The organism is Achromobacter sp. MUI-25009338 (genome assembly GCF_057359325.1).
On sequence record NZ_CM170627.1, the window covers coordinates 1,511,540 to 1,529,874 of the forward strand.

Sequence of the window (18,335 nt, forward strand, 5' to 3'; positions counted from 1 at the left end):
CCATGGCTGAACAAGAACGACTGCCGCACGACCACGCCGCGCGCGCCGCCGCGCTGGACCCGACGCGATCCTTCCTGGTGCAGGCGCCCGCCGGCTCGGGCAAGACCGAGTTGCTGACCGACCGCATCCTGGCGCTGCTGGCCACGGTCAACCGTCCGGAAGAAATCGTCGCCATCACCTTCACGCGCAAGGCCGCCTCCGAGATGCACGCGCGCGTGCTCAGCAAATTGCGCCGCGGGCTGGACGGCCCGCCCGAGGCCATGCACGAACGCCGCAGCTGGGAGCTCGCGCGCGCCGCCCTGGCGCGCAACGACGAGCTGGGCTGGCACCTGCTGGAGCATCCGGCGCGGCTGGCCATCCGCACCATCGACTCGTTCTGCGCCGGCCTGGTGCGCAGCATGCCGTGGCTGTCGGAGCTGGGCGGCATGCCCGAGATCACCGACGACGCGCGCGCGCATTACGAGGCCGCGGCCCGCGCCACGCTGGAACTGGCCGACGACTACGAGGCCGTGCGCATCCTGCTCAAGCACCTGGACGTGGACGTGCAGGCGGCCAAGGAAGCCATCGCCGACATGCTGGGCCAGCGCGACCAATGGCTGCCGCTGCTGCGCCACGGCTCCGACCGCGAGGCGCTGGAAACCATGCTGGCCGAGGCCATCGGCGAGGACCTGGACTCGCTTTGCGCGGCCATGCCTTATGGCTGGGCCGAGGCGCTTTGCAGCCCGGCGCGGCTGGCCGCTGCCTGCCTGCAGGACGGCGAAGCCGAGAACAAGCTGCAGGCGCTTCTGGACTGGACCGAAGAACTGCTGCCCGACGCCGACATGCTGGACCAATGGCAGGCCGTGGCGCATCTGCTGCTGACGGGCACCGGCACCTTGCGCAAGACCGTCACCAAGACCCTGGGCTTTCCGCCCAAATGCGCGCACAAGGAACCGTTCGTGGCCTGGCTGGACGCCGCCGACCCGGACGCGCCATGGGTGCGCCGCCTGCACGCGATCCGCGACGTGCCCGCGCCGCATTTCAGCGACGAGCAATGGGAAGTGCTGGGCGCGCAGCTGATGACGCTGGCGCTGGCGGTGGCGCAGCTGCGGCTGCGCTTTGCCGACACGGGCGAAGTGGATTTCATCGAGATCGCGCAGCGCGCCGCCGCCGCGCTGGGCAGCGCCGACGATCCCGGCGAACTGCTGCTGAAGCTCGACGCCTCGATCCGCCATCTGCTCATCGACGAATTCCAGGACACCAGCCAGACGCAGCTGGACCTGCTGCGCACGCTGACCTCGGGCTGGCAGGCCGGCGACGGCCGCAGCCTGTTCCTGGTGGGCGATCCGATGCAATCGATCTACCGCTTCCGCAAGGCCGAAGTGGGCCTGTTCCTGGAAGTGGCGGACATCGGCGTGGGCGAGCTGAAGCCCGACTTCCTCAACCTCACCGACAACTTCCGCTCGCAGGCCGGCATCGTCGAATGGGTGAACCAGTCGTTCGCGCAACTGCTGCCGCGGCGCAGCGACGCGGCCGCCGGCGCCATCGCTTACAGCCCGTCGACCGCGTTTCACGAGGCATTGCCGGAGCCGGCGGTGCGCTTCCATCCCGCGTGGTCGCGCGAGGGAATGGCCGCCGCCGAGGAACAGGCCGAGGACATCGCGGTGGACCTGGTGCGCCAGGCGCTGATCGAGCACAAGGGCGCCAGGCATCCCGTCGCGGTGCTGGTGCGCGCGCGCAGCCACCTGGGCAACCTGACCCGCAGGCTGGCGCAGGAAGGCATACGCTGCCGCGCGGTGGACCTGGTGCCGCTGGCGCTGCGGCCGGTGGTGGCCGACCTGGTGCAGCTGGTGCGCGCCTTGTCGCATCCCGGCGACCGCCTGGCCTGGCTGTCGGTGCTGCGCGCGCCGTACTGCGGCCTGACGCTGGCTTCGCTGCAGCGGCTGTTCGGCGACGACCACATCACGCCGGTGCCGGTGCTGCTGGAGCGCGCGCTGCGCATCACGCCGCAGACTTCGCCCGCGGCCGCCAGCGCCGGGCCGCAAGGTTCGTTGTTCGACGCGGCGCCCGTCGCGCCGGAAACGCCGTCCGCGCAAGCCGTGCTCGGCGCCGACGAGTTCGCGCGCCTGCGGCAGGTGGCGGGCATCCTGCTGGACACGCGCAACGCCTCGGGCGCGATGCCGTTCGCCGCCTGGGTCGAATCGCTGTGGCGCCGCCTGGGCGGCCCGTCCTTGTACGCCGGCGTGTCGGTGGCCAACGACGCGGAAAGCCTGTTCCAGCTGGTCGAGCGGCTGGCGCCGCACGGCGCCATCGACGCCGCGGCGCTGGACGCGGGCATCGCGCGCCTGTTCGCCGCGCCGGACGCGGCCGACGAGGACGCGGGCGCGGTCGAGATCATGACCATGCACAAGTCCAAGGGCCTGCAATTCGAGACGGTCATCCTGTACGGCCTGCACCGCGCCCCGCGCGGCGACCAGGCGCCGCTGGTGCGTTTCGAACACAGCGGCGGCCGCGTGCTGTTCGGCCCGGTCAAGCCGCGCGCCGAAACCGAAGCCGACCCGGTGTCGCGCTACCTCGGCGCGCGCGAAGCGCGCCGTGCGTCGTATGAGGTCGACCGCCTGCTGTACGTGGCCGCCACGCGTGCGCGCAAGCGCCTGCATCTGGTGGGCCACCTGTCGGTGGACGAGGCAAGCGGCCAGGTCAAGCCGCCGCCGCCGGCCAGCCTGCTGGGCCGCCTGTGGCCCTGCCTGGCCGCGCCGACGCCGCCCTCGCTGGACGGCGAGACCGCGCGGCAGGCCGAGGACGGCCCCGAACTGCAGGGCGAACCGCTGCGGCGCGTGGACAGCGCGGGCCTGGCGCAACTGGCGCGCCTGGCCGACGAAGTCGCCAGCCCCGGCTTCGCCGCTCCCGCGCGCGGCGTCTGGGGCGAGGGCGCCGAACATCCCGCCTGGCAGCTCGAAGCCGGCTACGACGCCGCCATCGGCACCCTGGCCCACGCCTGGCTGGCCCGCATCGGCCAGGACGGCGCCCAAGCCTGGCCCGCCCAGGCCCTGGCCGACCGCCTGCCCGCCATGCGCCGCCAACTCACCCGCGCCGGCATCCCCGCCAGCCAGGCCGACGCCGCCGCCGAAGCCGTGCTGGACACCCTGCAAGCCACCCTGGCCGACGAACGCGGCCTGTGGCTGCTCTCGCAATCCGGCGCCCGCCGGGAATGGCCCCTCATCGACGCCGCCGGCAAGGTCTCGGTCATCGACCTGGCCCTGAGCACCGAAGACGGCTGGCTCATCGTCGACTACAAAACCGGCCGCCCCCATCCCGGCGAATCCGCCACCGCCTTCGCCCAACGCATGCGCCAACGCCACGGCGAACAACTGCAACGCTACTGCACCCAGGTAACCGCCCTGGACGGCCGCAAAGCCAGAGCCGCCCTCTATTTTCCAAGAGCAAAGGCGTGGATAGATTTGCAGCATTGAACCCGCGGGCGGTGTGATCCCGCGACCATCCCGGCGGCTATCGCCGCCCGATGGGTTCCGCGCGCTCGAAGGTAGAGTCCTTGCGCCAGAAAGGCAAAGCGAAGCGAGCCAAAGGGACAAGCGAAGCGAAGTCCCCACCCCCTCCCTCCTGGAGGGAGGGCCGGGGAGGGAGCCCACATATTGCCCCCAGGGGCCCGCCACTTGGAATTCGAGCGAGCAAGCGAAGCGCAGCTCTGCTAGAATTCCAAGTGGCGGGCCCCTTCGCATGGTTCGACGGTGAACCTGGTCAGGTCGGGAACGAAGCAGCCATAGTCGTTTAGGGTCAGTGCCGGAGTAAGGCTCGCCATCCGGATTCTTCAAGGCAAGAGGGTCATGATCACCGCATGACCCTTTGTTTTCTTCGGGGGACGGGATTATTTTCCATGGACGCGCTCCACGAGAATAAGCCCGTCCCCTTTGCATTCCAGGCCGCGCAGGGCGGGGGCGCAGGGGCTTGCAGGCCGAGCTCCAGGAACCGGTCCCGCCTTTTCGAGCCAGCTCGCGAAACAGGCTCTACAATCCACCCATGACTTATCTGGTACTGGCCCGCAAGTGGCGGCCGCGATCGTTCGATACCCTCGTGGGACAGGATCACGTGGTGCGCGCATTGACGCATGCGCTCGACACGCAACGCCTGCACCACGCATGGCTGTTCACCGGGACCCGCGGGGTGGGCAAGACCACGCTTTCGCGCATCCTGGCCAAATCGCTCAACTGCGTGACCGGCATCACGTCCAAGCCTTGCGGCGTGTGCCAGGCCTGCACGGAAATCGACGCAGGGCGCTTCGTCGACTACCTCGAACTGGACGCGGCCTCGAACCGTGGCGTCGAGGAAATGACGCAGCTGCTGGAGCAGGCCGTGTACGCGCCCGGCGCGGGACGCTTCAAGGTCTACATGATCGACGAAGTCCACATGCTGACCGGGCATGCGTTCAACGCCATGCTCAAGACGCTCGAAGAGCCGCCGCCGCACGTCAAGTTCATCCTGGCCACCACCGACCCGCAGAAGATTCCGGTGACGGTGCTGTCGCGCTGCCTGCAGTTCAACCTCAAGCAGATGCCGGCCGACTCCATCGTCGGCCACCTGCAGGCCGTGCTCGGCCAGGAAGAGGTGGGCTTCGAAGTGCCGGCGCTGCGGCTGATCGGGCAGGCGGCCGCGGGCTCCATGCGCGACGCGCTGTCGCTGACCGACCAGGCCATCGCCTATAGCGCCGGCAACCTCACCGAAGAAGCCGTGCGCGGCATGCTCGGCACCATCGACCAGCGCCACCTGGTGCGCCTGCTGGACGCGCTGTCCACCGGCGACGCCAAGGGCGTGCTGGCGGTGGCCGACGAACTGGCGGTGCGCGGCCTGTCCTATACCGGCGCGCTGGCCGATCTGGCCGTGCTGCTGTCGCGCGTGGCCATCGAGCAGCGCGTCAGCGGCGTGACGCCGGCCGAGGACCCGCTGGCGGCGGACATCGCGCGCCTGGCGCAGTCGCTGCATCCCGACGCGGTGCAGCTGTTCTATTCCGTCGCCGTGCACAGCCGCGGCGAGCTGACCCTGGCGCCCGACGAATACGCGGGCTTCATCATGGCCTGCCTGCGCATGCTGGCGCTCAACGGCGATGCCGGCCCGCAGACCGCGGTGGAGGCGCCCGCCGTCCCGGCCCGCCAGACGGCAGACCCGGTCGCCGCGCCCGCGCCCGCGCCCGTCGCCGCGCCGCAGCCCGCGCCTGCAGCGCAGCCGCAGCCGGCGCCCGCACCGGCGCCGGCTCCCGCGCCTACGCCCGCACCCGCCGCTGCCGCCGCACCCGAACCGGCAAGCCCGGCGCCCGCCGCCGAAGCGCAGAGCGTGCCGCCCTGGGAAGAGCTGCCGGCCGAGCCGGCAGCAGCCTCTCCCGACGCGTCCGACCGCGCGCCCGCGTCCGCCGCCCTGGCGGTCACGCCGGCCGCAGCGGTCGCCGCCGCGCCGGCCGCGCCCGAGGCCGGCGACGGCCCGCCGTCCTGGGTCGACGAGGAAATCCCGTACGACGCCGAAGCCGGTTTCGCCCCGGACAACGGTTTCACGGCGGACCCGGACGATGACGAATTCGAAACCCTGGCTCCGCCGGGCGCGGCGCCGGCCGCGGCCGCGCCCGTGCGGCGCGAAGGCCCGGCGCCTGCCCGCAAGCGCGGCTCTCGCGCGCGCATCGCCGACATGACCGCGGCGGGCTGGCCCGAGCTGGCCGCGCGCCTGCCGGTCACCGGCCTGGCCGCCGAACTGGCGCGCCAGAGCGAATGGGCCGGCGTGCAGGGCGACGCCATCGTCCTGCGCGTGGCCGTCAAGACGCTGGCCGAAAGCGAAAGCCGCATCCGCCTGCAGACGGTGCTGTGCGAGCATTTCGGCCAGGGCATACGATTGGACGTGGAAGTCGGCGTGACCGGCGACGCCACGGCGCACGCCGTGGCCCAGGCCGAACGCGCCGCCCGCCAGCAGGCCGCCGAGGACGCGGTCGCGGCAGATCCCTTCGTGCAGGCGCTGGTGGCCGATTTCGGCGGACAGGTCGTCGCCGGCTCCATCCGCCACGTCGATTCCCCGGCCGCCGCCTGAGGCGGCGGCAATCTCCCATTCCCCTAGTTCAAGGAAGCACCGATCATGATGAAAGGACAACTCGCCGGCCTGATGCGCCAGGCGCAGCAGATGCAGGAAAACATGAAGAAGGCGCAGGACGCGCTGGCCGAGATCCTGGTCGAAGGCGCCTCCGGCGGCGGCCTGGTCAAGGTCACCATGACCTGCCGCCACGACGTCAAGCGCGTCGCCATCGACCCGTCGCTGCTGGGCGACGACAAGGACATGCTGGAAGACCTGGTCGCCGCCGCGTTCAACGACGCGCTGCGCAAGGCCGAGGCCACTTCCCAGGAAAAAATGGCGTCGGTCACCGCCGGCATGCCGCTGCCCCCGGGCATGAAGCTGCCGTTCTGATTCCGGCCCCGGCCGCGACGGACCACGATGGACCCCGATGGACCCTTTACTGCCCGAACCCGAACCGCTGGTGTCGCTGATCGAGGCGCTGCGGCGCCTGCCCGGCGTGGGCGTGCGCTCCGCCAGGCGCATGGCCTATCACCTGCTGCAGCATGATCCGCAAGGCGCGGACATGCTGGGCCGGGCGCTGGCCAGCGCGGTGCGGGACCTGAAGCACTGCGCCCGCTGCAACAGCTTTTCGGAAGAAGAGGTCTGCGGCACCTGCAGCAATCCCAAGCGCGACCGCAGCCTGCTGTGCATCGTCGAAACCCCGGCCGACCAGAACATGATCGAGTCCAGCCACGGCTACCGCGGCCTGTACTACGTGCTGATGGGCCGGGTGGCGCCGCTGGAAGGCATAGGCCCGCGCGAGCTGGATTTCGACCGCGTGATCCAGCGCGCCACCGACGGCGAGGTGCAGGAGGTCATCCTGGCCACCAACTTCACCGCCGAGGGCGAGACCACCGCGCACTTCCTGGGCGAGGCCCTGAGCGAACGCGGCCTGCGCGTGACCAGGCTGGCGCGCGGCGTGCCGGCGGGCAGCGAGCTGGAATACGTGGACGCAGGCACCATCGCCTGGGCCCTGATGGAACGCAAGACCACCTGAGTGGGACCCACTCCCTACCCGCTATCGCGGGCGGTAAGGTGCCGTACCAAACATCAAATCACGAGCCTTCGGCAACGCATCGAAGGCCGCCTGGAAAATTCCGCGAGGAGACAAACAATGTCAGCGCTGACCGGACTGAAAGTCCTGGAACTCGGCACGCTCATTGCCGGCCCGTTCGCCGCGCGCATCTTCGGCGAATTCGGCGCCGACGTCATCAAGGTCGAGACGCCGCACGGGCCCGACGGAAGCGGCGGCGGCGATCCCATCCGCAGCTGGCGCCACCTGCACGAAGGCAATTCCCTGTGGTGGACGGTGCAGGCCCGCAACAAGCGCTCGATCGCGCTCAACCTGAAAGACCCGCGCGCGCAGGAAATCGCCCGCCGCCTGGCGCTGGAGGCCGACGTGGTGGTCGAGAACTACCGGCCCGGCGTGCTGGAGAAGTGGGGGCTGGGCTACGAACAGCTGCGCGCGGCCAATCCGGCGCTCATCATGGTGCGCCTGTCCGGCTACGGGCAGACCGGTCCCATGAAGGACCAGCCCGGCTTCGGCGCGATCGGCGAATCCATGGGCGGCCTGCGCTACGTGTCGGGCCACCCGGACCGCCCGCCGCTGCGGGTGGGCATTTCCATCGGCGATTCGATCGCCGCGCTGCACGGCGTGATCGGCGCGATGATGGCGCTGCGCCACCGCGACGCCACCGGCGGGCGCTGGAACGGCAAGACGGGCGCCGAGTGCCGGGCCGGGCAGGGGCAGATGGTGGACGTGGCGCTGTACGAGGCCGTGTTCAACATGATGGAGAGCTTGGTGCCCGAGTACGACGTGGCCGGCGTGGTGCGCGAGCGCACCGGCGGCGCGCTGCCCGGCATCGTGCCCTCCAACACCTACACCACGCGCGACGGCCAGAACATCGTCATCGCCGGCAACGGCGACGCGATCTTCCATCGGCTGATGCGCGCCATCGGCCGCGACGACCTGGCCACGGACCCCGACCTGGTGCGCAACGACGGCCGCGCCAGGCGCGTCGAGGAGATCGACGGCGCTATCCAGCAATGGTGCGACGGCCGCGGCATCGAAGAGGCGCTGGGCGTGCTGAAGGCCGCCGACGTGCCGGTGGGCAAGATCTACAGCGTGGCCGACATGTTCGGCGATCCGCAGTTCCTGGCGCGCGGCATGATAGAGCAGCACCGCTTCGCCGACGGCACGCCGGTCAAGCTGCCGGCGGTGGTGCCCAAGCTGTCGGAAACGCCGGGCGGCACGCGCTGGGTGGGGCCGAGATTAGGGGAACATACCGAGGAAGTCCTGAAATCGCTGGGGTATGATTCAGCGGCTATCGACGAGCTGGCGCAGACCGGCGCTATCGGTACACCCGACAACCAGGAGACAAGCAATGTCAGTCACTCGCCGTGATCTGCTCAAGATGGCCGGCGCCGCCGGCGTCATGGGCATGGCGCCCGCCATCGTGCGCGCGCAGAAGCTCGAAAAGACCAAGGTCCAGATCGCAGTCGGCGGCAAACCGCTGATCTACTACCTCCCGCTGTCCATCGCGGAAGCCCGCGGCTATTTCAAGGACGAAGGCCTGGACGTCAGCATCGCCGACTTCGCGGGCGGTTCCAAGGCCCTGCAGGCCGTGGTGGGCGGCAGCGCCGACATCGTCTCGGGCGCGTTCGAGCACACGCTGTCCATGCAGTCCAAGGGCCAGGCCTACCGCGCCTTCGTGCTGCAAGGGCGCGCGCCGATGATAGGCGTGGGCGTGTCCAAGAAGAACCTGCCCGGCTACAAGAGCGCGGCCGACCTGAAGGGCAAGAAGATCGGCGTGACCGCGCCGGGCTCCTCGACCAACATGGTGGTCAGCTTCTTCCTGGCCAAGCACGGCCTGAAGGCCTCCGACGTGTCCTTCATCGGCGTGGGCGCCGGCGCCGGCGCGGTGACCGCGCTGCGCAGCGGCCAGATCGACGCCATCTCCAACACCGACCCCGTGGTGTCCATGCTGGAGATGCCCGGCGACATCCAGGTCATCGTCGATACGCGCACCCTCAAGGACACGCGCGACATCTTCGGCGGCAACATGCCGGCGGGCTGCCTGTACGCGCCCCAGGCCTTCCTCGACGCCAATCCCAACACCGCGCAGGCGCTGGCCAACGCGCTGGTGCGCGCCGACAAGTGGATCCAGAAGGCCGGCCCGGAAGAAATCGCCAAGGTCGTGCCCGAAACCTATCTGCTGGGCGATCCGGCGGTGTACAAGGCCGCCATCGGCAAGAGCATGGAAGGCCTGTCGCCCGACGGCATGATCCCCGAGGACGGCGCGGCCACCGCGCTCAAGGCGCTGGCCGCCTACCAGCCGGACTTCGACGGCTCGAAGATCGACGCCTCCAAGGTCTGGACCAACGATTTCGCGCGCCGCGCCAACGAGAAGTATCCCAATGGCTGAAGCCGCGCTGTCGCTGGACAACATCAGTTGCACCTTTGTCTCGCGTGACGACCGCAGCCAGCGCTACACCGCCGTGGCCGACACTTCCCTGGCGATCGCGCCCGGGGAGTTCGTATCGGTGGTGGGGCCCACGGGCTGCGGCAAGTCCACCCTGCTCAACGTCGGCGCCGGCCTGCTGGCGCCGTCGGCCGGGCAGGTGAAGGTGTTCGGGCAGCCCCTGCAGGGCATCAACGAACGCGCCGGCTACATGTTCCAGGGCGAGGCGCTGCTGCCCTGGCGCAGCGCGCTGGACAACGTGGTGGCCGGGCTGGAATTCGCCGGCGTGCCGCGCCAGGAGGCGCTGGAGCAGGGCCGCGTATGGATGCGCCGGGTCGGCCTGGGCGGCTTCGAGGGCCGCTATCCGCACCAGATGTCGGGCGGCATGCGCAAGCGCGCCATGCTGGCGCAGACCCTGATCCGCGACCCCGACATCATCCTGATGGACGAGCCGTTCTCGGCGCTCGACATCCAGACCCGCCAGCTCATGGAAAACGAGGTGCTGGACCTGTGGATGGCCAAGCGCAAGGCCGTGCTGTTCATCACGCACGACCTGGACGAGGCCATCGCCATGAGCGACCGCGTGGTGGTGCTGTCGGCCGGGCCGGGCACCCATCCCATCGGCGAATTCGCCATCGACCTGCCGCGTCCGCGCGACGTGGCCGAAGTGCGCACCCATCCGCGTTTCGTGGAACTGCACGCCGCGATCTGGGGCGTGCTGCGCGAAGAGGTACTCAAGGGCTATGCCCAACAAAAGCGAGCCTGAGCCATGTCGAAGTCTCTGATCAAACCCGGTTCGGCCAGCCTGCGCTTCTGGCAGCTGCTGCTGTTGGTGGCGATCCTGCTGGTGTGGCATTTCGCCTCGCGCGATCCCAAGGTGGCGTTCTTCTTCGGCGAGCCGCTGAAGGTGTGGGGCCGCATCTGGGCCTGGTTCGTCACCAACGCGGACATCTACGCGCACCTGGGCGTGACGCTCACCGAAACCGTGCTGGCGTTTTTCATCGGCACGGTCGCCGGCCTGGGCTTCGGCCTGTGGCTGGGCCTGTCGCCGCAGGCCAGCGCGATCCTGGACCCGTACATCACGGCCGCCAACTCGATGCCGCGCGTGATCCTGGCGCCCATCTTCGGCATGTGGTTCGGCCTGGGCATCTGGTCCAAGGTGGCGCTGGCGGTGACGCTGGTGTTCTTCATCGTCTTCTTCAACGTCTACCAGGGCGTGCGCGAAGTCAGCCCGACGCTGCTGGACAACGCGCGCATGCTGGGCGCGCGCAAGCGCCAGCTGCTGCGCCACGTGTACCTGCCCTCGGCCACCAGCTGGGTGTTCTCCAGCCTGCACACCTCCGTGGGCCTGGCCTTCGTGGGCGCCGTGGTGGGCGAATACCTGGGCTCGGCCAGCGGCGTGGGCTACCTGATCCTGCAGGCCGAAGGCACGTTCGACGTGAACACCGTGTTCGCCGGCATCATCGTGCTGACGGCCTTCGCGCTGATCCTGGACGGCATCGTCGGCGCGGGCGAAAAGCGCCTGATGAAATGGCAGCCCCGTTCCGGCGAAACCGAGAAGATCTGATCCGCCGTCCCCATCCATACGGAGTTGCCATGGCCCGCCTGCCTTATGCCGACCTGACCCATCCCGAAGCCCGGCCGCTGGTCGACCGCATCGTCGCCGAACGGGGCAGCGTGCTGCACCTGTACCAGATGCTGCTGCACAGCCCCGCCGTGGCCGGCGGCTGGCTCAATTACCTGACCTCCATCCGCCAGCTCAGCACCTTGCCGGGCGATCTGCGCGAACTGGTGATCATGCGCGTGGCGGCGATCAACGGCGCGCCCTACGAAGCCGACCAGCACGCCCCGATCGCCCTGAAAGAGGGCGTGTCGCAGGCCCAGCTGGACGCGCTGCCCGCCTGGGAAGGCTCGGATCTGTTCAGCGAGCGCGAACGCGCGGTGCTGGCCTATACCGACGCCATGACGCGCAACGTGCAAGTGCCCGAGCCGGTATTCCAGGCCGCCCGCGCCGCGATGGGAACCGACAAGCTTATGGTCGAACTGACCGCGACGGTGGCGGCCTACAACATGGTGTCGCGCTTCCTGGAAGCGCTGCAGGTGCATTCGCACGATCATCGGTAGGGGCGGTCCGATGGGGCGCGCGCGTTCGGCGATCTCTCGACCCGTAGGATGGGTGTAGCGCGCCGCCATCGTCCCAGGAAAACGACGGCCGAACGCGCGAAACCCATCACCCGCCAATCACCCCCGCTGTCCCTCGATCAGCGCATCCAGCTTGACCGCGTCGGCCACGAACGAACGGATGCCTTCGGACAGTTTTTCGCTGGCCATCGCGTCCTCGTTGAGCAGGGTGCGGAACGTGACCTCGTCGGCGCCGATGCGGGCGATGCCGGCGGCGGCGTCGCTGGCGCGCAGCTGGGGCGGGGCGTCGCCCTCGGTGGAGGCCAGCTTGGTCAGCAGGTCGGGGCTGATCGTCAGCAGGTCGCAGCCCGACAGGGCCAGGATCTGGCCCACGTTGCGAAAGCTCGCGCCCATGATCTCGGTGGCGATGCCGAAATGCTTGTAGTAGTGGTAGATGCGCGTCACCGACTGCACGCCGGGATCGTTGCCGCCCGCATGGTCCGCCTCCACCCAGGCCGCGCCGGCGGCTTTCTTGTGCCAGTCGTAGATGCGGCCGACGAAGGGCGAAATGAGCTGCACGTGCGCGTCGGCGCAGGCCACGGCCTGGGGCAGCGAGAACAGCAGCGTCAGGTTGCAGCGCACCCCTTCGGATTGCAGCGCGCGGGCGGCCTGGATGCCTTCCCAGGTCGAGGCGATCTTGATCAGCACGCGCTCGCGCGGCACGCCGGCGGCCTCGTACAGGGCGATCAGGCTGCGGGCGCGTTCGATGGTGGCGCGGGTGTCGAAGGACAGGCGGGCGTCGACCTCGGTCGAGACGCGGCCCGGCACGATGTCCAGGATGGCGCGGCCGAAGGCCACCAGCAGGCGGTCCATGAGCTCGGCCGTGGAGGCGCCGCGGTGGTCGCGCGCGGTTTTCTCCAGCAGGGGGCGGTAGGCGTCCTGCTGGACGGCCTTCAGAATAAGGGACGGATTAGTGGTCGCGTCGGTGGGACGCAGCGCCTTCATGGCTTCGAAGTCCCCCGTGTCGGCGACGACGGTGGTGTGGTTGCGCAAGGCGTCAAGTTGACTGGACATGGGCGGTACGGCTCGCAGCTGGGTAGGGTTGAAGGTGTCCTAAGCGTATCACCGAGCCGGGGCGGGCAAAACCGGCCGTATGTCCCATGGCCTGGCCCAAAATCCCTATCCCGGCCTTATTTGGCGCGGTTCTCCAGGAAAAACGGCCGCGCAAGGTATAATTCGAAGGTTTGATTATCGATTCTAAAACCGGGGTTTACTGTGCTGCCGCAACTTTTTCCCGAGGGGATCAACCGCTTCCCTCCTGCAATTCTGGCTCTGGCGGACGGTACCATTTTTCGAGGCGTGTCGATCGGTGCGCCTGGGCATACCGTTGCCGAAGTGGTGTTCAACACCGCGATGACCGGGTACCAGGAAATTCTCACCGATCCCAGCTACAGCGGCCAGATCGTCACGCTGACCTATCCGCACATCGGCAATACCGGCGTCAACGCCGAGGACGTGGAAGCGAACCGCGTCTATGCCGCCGGCCTGGTGGTCCGCGACTGTCCCGCCCGCGTGTCGAACTTCCGTTCCACGCAATCGTTGCCTGAGTACCTCTCCGAGCAGGGCATCGTCGCCATTTCCGGCGTGGATACCCGCAAGCTCACCCGCATCCTGCGCGACAAGGGCGCCCAGGGCGCCTGCATCTTCGTCGGCACCGACGCCGAGCGCGCCGTCGAACTGGCCCGCGGCTTCGCCGGCATGACCGGCCAGGACCTGGCCCGCGTCGTCTCCATCAAGAACAGCACCGACTGGACCGAAGGCACCTGGCGCCTGGGCGCGGGCTTCTCCAAGCCCGACCAGTCCAGGTTCCACGTCGTGGCCTACGACTTCGGCATCAAGAGCAACATCCTGCGCCTGCTGGCCGACCGCGGCTGCCGCATCACGCTGGTGCCGGCCCAGACCAGCGCCGAGGAAGTCTTCAAGCTCGATCCGGACGGCGTGTTCCTGTCCAACGGCCCCGGCGACCCCGAGCCCTGCGACTACGCCATCGAAGCCACCCGCGCCTTCCTGGACAAGAAGCTGCCGGTGTTCGGCATCTGCCTGGGCCACCAGATCATGGGCCTGGCGCTGGGCGGCAAGACGCTCAAGATGAAGACCGGCCACCACGGCGCCAACCATCCGGTGCAGGACCTGGCCTCCAAGCGCGTGTTCATCACCAGCCAGAACCACGGCTTCGCGGTCGACGCCGCCAGCCTGCCGGCCAACGCGCGAGCCACGCACGTCTCGCTGTTCGACGGCACGCTGCAGGGCTTCGAGCTCACCGACCGTCCGGCCTTCTGCTTCCAGGGCCACCCCGAAGCCAGCCCCGGCCCGCACGACATCATCGAACTGTTCGACAAGTTCATCAGCCTGATGTCCGGCCAAAAGTAAAGATTGCATCATGCCCAAGCGTACAGACCTAAAAAGCATACTCATCATCGGCGCCGGCCCCATCATCATCGGGCAGGCCTGCGAATTCGACTATTCCGGCGCACAGGCGTGCAAGGCGCTCAAGGCCGAGGGCTACCGCACCATCCTGGTCAACAGCAATCCGGCCACGATCATGACGGACCCGGAAACGGCCGACGTCACCTACATCGAGCCCATCACCTGGCAGGCCGTCGAGAAGATCATCGAGCGTGAAAAGCCCGATGCGCTCCTGCCCACCATGGGCGGCCAGACCGCGCTGAACTGCGCGCTGGACCTGGCCCACCACGGCGTGCTGGCCAAGCACAACGTGGAACTCATCGGCGCCAACGAGCACGCCATCGAGAAGGCCGAGGACCGCCAGAAGTTCAAGCAGGCCATGACCGACATCGGCCTGGAATCGGCCAAGTCGGGCGTGGCCCACAGCATGGAAGAAGCCTGGGAAGTGCAGCGCCGCATCGCGGCCGAAGTCGGCACCTCGGGCTTCCCGGCCGTGATCCGCCCCAGCTTCACGATGGGCGGCTCGGGCGGCGGCATCGCCTACAACGCCGAAGAATTCGAAACCATCTGCCGCCGCGGCCTGGAAGCCTCGCCCACCAGCGAGCTGCTGATCGAAGAGTCGCTGCTGGGCTGGAAGGAATTCGAGATGGAAGTGGTCCGCGACAAGGCGGACAACTGCATCATCGTCTGCTCCATCGAGAACCTGGACCCCATGGGCGTGCACACCGGCGACTCGATCACGGTGGCCCCGGCCCAGACGCTGACCGACAAGGAATACCAGATCATGCGTAACGCATCGATCGCGGTGTTGCGCGAGATCGGCGTGGATACGGGCGGCTCGAACGTGCAGTTCGCCGTCAATCCCAAGAACGGCCGCATGATCGTCATCGAGATGAACCCGCGCGTGTCGCGTTCGTCGGCGCTGGCCTCCAAGGCCACGGGCTTCCCCATCGCCAAGGTCGCCGCGCGCCTGGCCGTGGGCTACACGCTGGACGAGCTCAAGAACGAAATCACCGGCGGCGCCACCCCGGCCTCGTTCGAACCCTCGATCGACTACGTCGTCACCAAGGTGCCGCGTTTCGCGTTCGAGAAATTCCCCACCGCCGACGCGCGCCTGACCACCCAGATGAAGTCCGTGGGCGAAGTCATGGCCATCGGCCGCACCTTCCAGGAATCGTTCCAGAAGGCGCTGCGCGGCCTGGAAGTGGGCGTCGACGGCCTGAACCAGAAGACCACCGACCGCGAAAAGCTGCAGGTCGAGCTGGGCGAACCCGGTCCGGAACGCATCTGGTACGTGGGCGACGCCTTCGCGCAGGGCTTCACGCTGGACGAAGTGCACAACATCACGCACATCGACCCGTGGTTCCTGTCGCAGATCAAGGAAATCGTCGACATCGAGCTGGCGCTCGAACAGAAGACGCTGTCCGACCTGGACTACGCCACGCTGTGGGAACTGAAGCGCCGCGGCTTCTCCGACCGCCGCCTGGCCTTCCTGCTCGACACGGTGGAATCCGAAGTGCGCAAGCTGCGCCACCAGCTGAACGTGCGCCCGGTCTACAAGCGCGTCGACACCTGCGCCGCCGAGTTCGCCACCCGCACCGCCTACATGTACTCCACGTACGAGGAAGAGTGCGAAGCCGCGCCCACCGACCGCAAGAAGATCGTGGTGCTGGGCGGCGGTCCGAACCGCATCGGCCAGGGCATCGAGTTCGACTACTGCTGCGTGCACGCCGCGCTGGCGCTGCGCGACGACGGGTACGAGACCATCATGGTCAACTGCAACCCGGAAACCGTGTCCACCGACTACGACACCTCCGACCGCCTGTACTTCGAGCCGCTGACGCTCGAGGATGTGCTGGAGATCGTCCACAAGGAAAACCCGGTCGGCATGATCGTGCAGTACGGCGGCCAGACCCCGCTGAAGCTGGCGCGCGCGCTGGAAGCCAACGGCGTGCCCATCATCGGCACCAGCCCGGAATCCATCGACATCGCCGAGGACCGCGAGCGCTTCCAGAAGCTGCTGAACAAGCTCGGCCTGCGCCAGCCGCCCAACCGCACCGCGCGCACCGAAGCCGAGGCCCTGGCGCACGCCGCCGACATCGGCTATCCGCTGGTCGTGCGTCCCAGCTACGTGCTGGGCGGGCGCGCCATGGAAATCGTGCACGAGCAGCAGGACCTCGAACGCTACATGCGCGAGGCCGTGAAGGTCAGCAATGACTCGCCGGTGCTGCTGGACCGCTTCCTGAACAACGCCACCGAAGTGGACGTGGACTGCCTGGCCGACGGCGAAACCGTCTTCATCGGCGGCGTCATGGAGCACATCGAACAGGCCGGCGTGCACTCGGGCGACTCCGCCTGCAGCCTGCCGCCGTACTCGCTGTCGGCCGACGTGATCGCCGAGATCAAGCGCCAGACCAGCATGATGGCCAAGGCGCTGAACGTCAGCGGCCTGATGAACGTGCAGTTCGCGATCCAGGGCGGCGACGTCTACGTGCTGGAAGTGAACCCGCGCGCCTCGCGCACGGTGCCCTACGTGTCCAAGGCCACCGGCCTGCAGCTGGCCAAGATCGCCGCGCGCGCCATGGCCGGCCAGACCCTGGCCGCGCAAGGCATCACCCGTGAAGTCGTGCCGCCTTACTTCTCGGTCAAGGAAGCCGTGTTCCCGTTCGTGAAGTTCCCGGGCGTGGACACCATCCTGGGCCCGGAAATGAAGTCGACCGGCGAAGTGATGGGCGTGGGCACGAGCTTCGGCGAAGCCTTCGTGAAGTCGCAGCTGGCCGCGGGCGTGCGCCTGCCGGAATCCGGCACGGTGTTCATCAGCGTGAAGAACCAGGACAAGCCGGCCGCCGTGGAAGTGGCGCGCGGCCTGCACGTGCTGGGCTTCAAGCTGGTCGCCACGCGCGGCACCGCCACCGAGATCGAGGCCGCCGGCATTCCGGTGCAGGTGGTCAACAAGGTCACCGAGGGCCGTCCGCACATCGTCGACATGGTGAAGAACGGCGAGATCTCGCTGGTCATCAACACTGTCGAAGAGCGCCGCAACGCCATCGCCGACTCGCGTACCATCCGTACCCAGGCGCTGGCCGCGCGTGTTACGTTCTTCACGACGATCGCCGGCGCCCGCGCCGCGGTCGAGGGCATGCAGTACCTGCGCCAGGGCCTGGGCCTGCAGGTCTATCCGTTGCAGGAGCTGCACGCATCGTTGTCGGGTAAGTAAGCGAGTACGCAAGATCTTCCGGACGCGTGCAACCGCGTCCGGAAGCGGTAGGAGGAAGGATGAAGTGGTTCATTCTGGCGGTGTTCATCGTTTGCGCTACGGTAGTGCATTACCGTGGCCGAGTCAGACACAGGTTCTCGCGGCAGGCGCTGGATCACTCCACCTTCACCGCGCCGCTGAACTGTTTCATGTACGCGTTCTCCAGCGTACCTAACCAGCCCTACATCGATCTGGACCGGTTTCCGGAACTCAAGGTCCTGCTGGACCGTTGCGACGACATCCGGGCCGAAGCGCTGGAACTGTTCGGCGAAGGCCATATCAAGGCCTCGGACAAGTACAACGACGCCGGCTTCAATTCCTTCTTCAAAAGCGGCTGGAAGCGTTTCTACCTGAAGTGGTATGACGCCGACCATCCCTCGGCTTCGGCCCTGTGCCCGGTCACCACGCAACTGCTGGCCGGCATCCCCTCCATCAAGGCCGCCATGTTCGCGTCGCTGCCGCCGGGCAGCCGGTTGCCGCGCCACCGCGATCCCTACGCGGGTTCGCTGCGCTTTCACATGGGCCTGATCACGCCGAACGATCCCGACTGCTACATCAACGTCGACGGCCAGCCGTATTACTGGCGCGACGGCGAAGCCGTGGTGTTCGACGAGACGTTCATCCACTACGCCGAGAACAAGACCCAGCAGAACCGCATCATCCTGTTCGCCGACGTGGAGCGCCCGATGCGCTACCGCTGGGCGCAGGCGATCAACCGCAAGGTGGGCGGCTTTCTGCTGCGCGCGGCCGCGGCGCCGAACCAGGCGGGCGACGCCACCGGCGGGATCAACCGGATCTTCGGCGCGGTGTACGCGGTGCGCCGCTTCGGCAAGGCGCTGAAAAAGCGCAGCAAGCCGCTGTACTACCTGTCCAAGTGGGCGCTGGTGGCGGCGATTCTGGCGCTGATCTTCCTGTAGGATGCGGGGGCGGGCAGCCCCCGCTTTTCC

The 18,335-nt window shown here is 68.3% G+C and carries 13 protein-coding genes and 1 other RNA gene; 13 read left to right on the forward strand and 1 reads right to left on the reverse strand.

The genetic code is table 11. The annotated features are described in order from the left end of the window. Positions 1 to 2 precede the first annotated feature (2 nt). The 10 genes from AC1IQ6_RS07190 to AC1IQ6_RS07235 all read left to right on the forward strand — a co-directional run bounded on the left by AC1IQ6_RS07190 (position 3) and on the right by AC1IQ6_RS07235 (position 11,669). On the forward strand, positions 3 to 3,452 hold the full coding sequence (locus AC1IQ6_RS07190; protein WP_485866061.1) for a UvrD-helicase domain-containing protein: 3,450 nt from the start codon (positions 3 to 5) through the stop codon (positions 3,450 to 3,452). 250 nt (positions 3,453 to 3,702) lie between these two features. Beyond that, positions 3,703 to 3,800: signal recognition particle sRNA small type (gene ffs, locus AC1IQ6_RS07195), an RNA gene on the forward strand. Between the two features lie 217 nt (positions 3,801 to 4,017). Next, on the forward strand, positions 4,018 to 6,063 hold the full coding sequence (gene dnaX / locus AC1IQ6_RS07200) for a DNA polymerase III subunit gamma/tau (protein WP_485866062.1): 2,046 nt from the start codon (positions 4,018 to 4,020) through the stop codon (positions 6,061 to 6,063). Positions 6,064 to 6,108: 45 nt separating this feature from the next. Continuing rightward, entirely contained in the window at positions 6,109 to 6,435 is a 327-nt protein-coding gene (locus AC1IQ6_RS07205) for a YbaB/EbfC family nucleoid-associated protein (RefSeq protein ID WP_102773587.1), read from the forward strand. 37 nt (positions 6,436 to 6,472) lie between these two features. After that, positions 6,473 to 7,081, forward strand: a complete 609-nt coding sequence (recR, locus tag AC1IQ6_RS07210; RefSeq protein ID WP_102773586.1) for a recombination mediator RecR — start codon at positions 6,473 to 6,475, stop codon at positions 7,079 to 7,081. Positions 7,082 to 7,198: 117 nt separating this feature from the next. Continuing rightward, the gene (locus AC1IQ6_RS07215; RefSeq protein WP_102773585.1) at positions 7,199 to 8,488 is read left to right on the forward strand and encodes a CaiB/BaiF CoA transferase family protein; all 1,290 of its coding nucleotides are present in this window, start codon (positions 7,199 to 7,201) and stop codon (positions 8,486 to 8,488) included. After that, a complete protein-coding gene (locus tag AC1IQ6_RS07220) occupies positions 8,469 to 9,509 on the forward strand; it encodes an ABC transporter substrate-binding protein (protein WP_485866063.1) in 1,041 nt (346 codons plus the stop codon). The genes AC1IQ6_RS07215 and AC1IQ6_RS07220 overlap by 20 nt, the downstream gene beginning before the upstream one ends. After that, complete coding sequence (locus AC1IQ6_RS07225; protein WP_102773583.1) at positions 9,502 to 10,311, forward strand: ABC transporter ATP-binding protein; 810 nt, start codon at positions 9,502 to 9,504, stop codon at positions 10,309 to 10,311. Before AC1IQ6_RS07220 ends, AC1IQ6_RS07225 begins: the two co-directional genes overlap by 8 nt. Positions 10,312 to 10,314: 3 nt before the next feature. After that, a complete protein-coding gene (locus tag AC1IQ6_RS07230; RefSeq protein ID WP_102773582.1) occupies positions 10,315 to 11,112 on the forward strand; it encodes an ABC transporter permease in 798 nt (265 codons plus the stop codon). Between the two features lie 29 nt (positions 11,113 to 11,141). Continuing rightward, a complete protein-coding gene (locus tag AC1IQ6_RS07235; RefSeq protein ID WP_102773581.1) occupies positions 11,142 to 11,669 on the forward strand; it encodes a carboxymuconolactone decarboxylase family protein in 528 nt (175 codons plus the stop codon). 117 nt (positions 11,670 to 11,786) lie between these two features. Here AC1IQ6_RS07235 and tal read toward each other — a convergent pair whose 3' ends face one another. After that, the gene (gene tal / locus AC1IQ6_RS07240) at positions 11,787 to 12,740 is read right to left on the reverse strand and encodes a transaldolase (protein WP_102773580.1); all 954 of its coding nucleotides are present in this window, start codon (positions 12,738 to 12,740) and stop codon (positions 11,787 to 11,789) included. 201 nt (positions 12,741 to 12,941) lie between these two features. Here tal and carA point away from each other — a divergent pair, with 201 nt between their 5' ends. From carA to lpxO, 3 genes are read left to right on the forward strand one after another with little or no spacing between them, the layout of a single operon-like run. After that, positions 12,942 to 14,096, forward strand: a complete 1,155-nt coding sequence (gene carA, locus AC1IQ6_RS07245) for a glutamine-hydrolyzing carbamoyl-phosphate synthase small subunit (RefSeq protein WP_168202160.1) — start codon at positions 12,942 to 12,944, stop codon at positions 14,094 to 14,096. A 10-nt stretch (positions 14,097 to 14,106) separates the two neighbouring features. Beyond that, positions 14,107 to 17,349, forward strand: coding sequence for a carbamoyl-phosphate synthase large subunit (carB, locus tag AC1IQ6_RS07250; protein WP_102773579.1), 3,243 nt, complete (start codon positions 14,107 to 14,109; stop codon positions 17,347 to 17,349). A gap of 59 nt (positions 17,350 to 17,408) precedes the next feature. Continuing rightward, positions 17,409 to 18,305 carry a lipid A hydroxylase LpxO gene (gene lpxO / locus AC1IQ6_RS07255; RefSeq protein WP_102773578.1) on the forward strand — a complete coding sequence of 299 codons (897 nt, stop codon included), beginning with the start codon at positions 17,409 to 17,411 and terminating at the stop codon, positions 18,303 to 18,305. The last annotated feature ends 30 nt before the right edge of the window (positions 18,306 to 18,335 follow it).